At 52.5% G+C, this 3,048-nt stretch carries 1 rRNA gene; it reads left to right on the forward strand.

Annotated elements, in window-relative coordinates:
* Positions 1–95 precede the first annotated feature (95 nt).
* A 23S ribosomal RNA gene (locus ACSBQP_RS19225) occupies positions 96–3,026 on the forward strand.
* Positions 3,027–3,048: the final 22 nt, after the last annotated feature.

Here is a 3,048-nt window from a genome sequence, read left to right on the forward strand (position 1 = left end):
TGTTCTTTGAAAACTAGATAACAATAAGTAATACATTCACATTGAATGCAATGCAAAGTTCATCACACATAGTGATTCTTTCTAAAGTAAGAAATGGTTAAGTTAGAAAGGGCGCACGGTGGATGCCTTGGCACTAGGAGCCGATGAAGGACGGGACGAACACCGATATGCTTCGGGGAGCTGTAAGCAAGCTTTGATCCGGAGATTTCCGAATGGGGAAACCCACTGCTCGTAATGGAGTAGTATCCATACTTGAATACATAGAGTATGAGAAGGCATACCCGGGGAACTGAAACATCTAAGTACCCGGAGGAAGAGAAAGCAAATGCGATTCCCTGAGTAGCGGCGAGCGAAACGGGAACAGCCCAAACCAAGAGGCTTGCCTCTTGGGGTTGTAGGACACTCTATACGGAGTTACAAAGGAACGATATAAGCGAAGAGGTCTGGAAAGGCCCGCCAAAGAAGGTAACAGCCCTGTAACTGAAATGTTGTTCTCTCCAGAGTGGATCCTGAGTACGGCGGAACACGTGAAATTCCGTCGGAATCCGGGAGGACCATCTCCCAAGGCTAAATACTCCCTAGTGACCGATAGTGAACCAGTACCGTGAGGGAAAGGTGAAAAGCACCCCGGAAGGGGAGTGAAATAGATCCTGAAACCGTGTGCCTACAAGTAGTCAGAGCCCGTTAACGGGTGATGGCGTGCCTTTTGTAGAATGAACCGGCGAGTTACGATCCCGTGCAAGGTTAAGCAGAAGATGCGGAGCCGCAGCGAAAGCGAGTCTGAATAGGGCGCATGAGTACGTGGTCGTAGACCCGAAACCAGGTGATCTACCCATGTCCAGGGTGAAGTTCAGGTAACACTGAATGGAGGCCCGAACCCACGCACGTTGAAAAGTGCGGGGATGAGGTGTGGGTAGGGGTGAAATGCCAATCGAACCTGGAGATAGCTGGTTCTCTCCGAAATAGCTTTAGGGCTAGCCTCAAGGTAAGAGTCTCGGAGGTAGAGCACTGATTGGACTAGGGGCCCCTACCGGGTTACCGAATTCAGTCAAACTCCGAATGCCGATGACTTATCCTTGGGAGTCAGACTGCGAGTGATAAGATCCGTAGTCGAAAGGGAAACAGCCCAGACCGCCAGCTAAGGTCCCAAAGTATACGTTAAGTGGAAAAGGATGTGGAGTTGCTTAGACAACCAGGATGTTGGCTTAGAAGCAGCCACCATTTAAAGAGTGCGTAATAGCTCACTGGTCGAGTGACTCTGCGCCGAAAATGTACCGGGGCTAAACGTATCACCGAAGCTGCGGACTGTTCTTACGAACAGTGGTAGGAGAGCGTTCTAAGTGCAGTGAAGTCAGACCGGAAGGACTGGTGGAGCGCTTAGAAGTGAGAATGCCGGTATGAGTAGCGAAAGACGGGTGAGAATCCCGTCCACCGAATGCCTAAGGTTTCCTGAGGAAGGCTCGTCCGCTCAGGGTTAGTCGGGACCTAAGCCGAGGCCGAAAGGCGTAGGCGATGGACAACAGGTTGATATTCCTGTACCACCTCCTCACCATTTGAGCAATGGGGGGACGCAGGAGGATAGGGTAAGCGCGGTATTGGATATCCGCGTCCAAGCAGTTAGGCTGGGAAATAGGCAAATCCGTTTCCCGTGAAGGCTGAGCTGTGATGGCGAGCGAAATTTAGTAGCGAAGTTCCTGATTCCACACTGCCAAGAAAAGCCTCTAGCGAGGTGAGAGGTGCCCGTACCGCAAACCGACACAGGTAGGCGAGGAGAGAATCCTAAGGTGATCGAGAGAACTCTCGTTAAGGAACTCGGCAAAATGACCCCGTAACTTCGGGAGAAGGGGTGCTTCTTAGGGTGTTAAAGCCCCGAGAAGCCGCAGTGAATAGGCCCAGGCGACTGTTTAGCAAAAACACAGGTCTCTGCGAAGCCGTAAGGCGAAGTATAGGGGCTGACGCCTGCCCGGTGCTGGAAGGTTAAGAGGAGCGCTTAGCGTAAGCGAAGGTGCGAATTGAAGCCCCAGTAAACGGCGGCCGTAACTATAACGGTCCTAAGGTAGCGAAATTCCTTGTCGGGTAAGTTCCGACCCGCACGAAAGGCGCAACGATCTGGGCACTGTCTCAACGAGAGACTCGGTGAAATTATAGTACCTGTGAAGATGCAGGTTACCCGCGACAGGACGGAAAGACCCCGTGGAGCTTTACTGCAGCCTGATATTGAATGTTGGTACAGCTTGTACAGGATAGGTAGGAGCCTTGGAAACCGGAGCGCTAGCTTCGGTGGAGGCATCGGTGGGATACTACCCTGGCTGTATTGACCTTCTAACCCGCTGCCCTTATCGGGCAGGGAGACAGTGTCAGGTGGGCAGTTTGACTGGGGCGGTCGCCTCCTAAAATGTAACGGAGGCGCCCAAAGGTTCCCTCAGAATGGTTGGAAATCATTCGCAGAGTGTAAAGGCACAAGGGAGCTTGACTGCGAGACCTACAAGTCGAGCAGGGACGAAAGTCGGGCTTAGTGATCCGGTGGTTCCGCATGGAAGGGCCATCGCTCAACGGATAAAAGCTACCCCGGGGATAACAGGCTTATCTCCCCCAAGAGTCCACATCGACGGGGAGGTTTGGCACCTCGATGTCGGCTCATCGCATCCTGGGGCTGTAGTCGGTCCCAAGGGTTGGGCTGTTCGCCCATTAAAGCGGTACGCGAGCTGGGTTCAGAACGTCGTGAGACAGTTCGGTCCCTATCCGTCGCGGGCGCAGGAAATTTGAGAGGAGCTGTCCTTAGTACGAGAGGACCGGGATGGACGCACCGCTGGTGTACCAGTTGTTCTGCCAAGGGCATCGCTGGGTAGCTATGTGCGGACGGGATAAGTGCTGAAAGCATCTAAGCATGAAGCCCCCCTCAAGATGAGATTTCCCATTCCGCAAGGAAGTAAGATCCCTGAAAGATGATCAGGTTGATAGGTCTGAGGTGGAAGCGTGGTGACACGTGGAGCTGACAGATACTAATAGATCGAGGACTTAACCTATATTCTAATGTGAAAAATGAAC

It is taken from the genome of Bacillus sp. G402 (assembly GCF_051172515.1).
GTDB lineage: Bacteria > Bacillota > Bacilli > Bacillales > Bacillaceae > Bacillus > Bacillus altitudinis.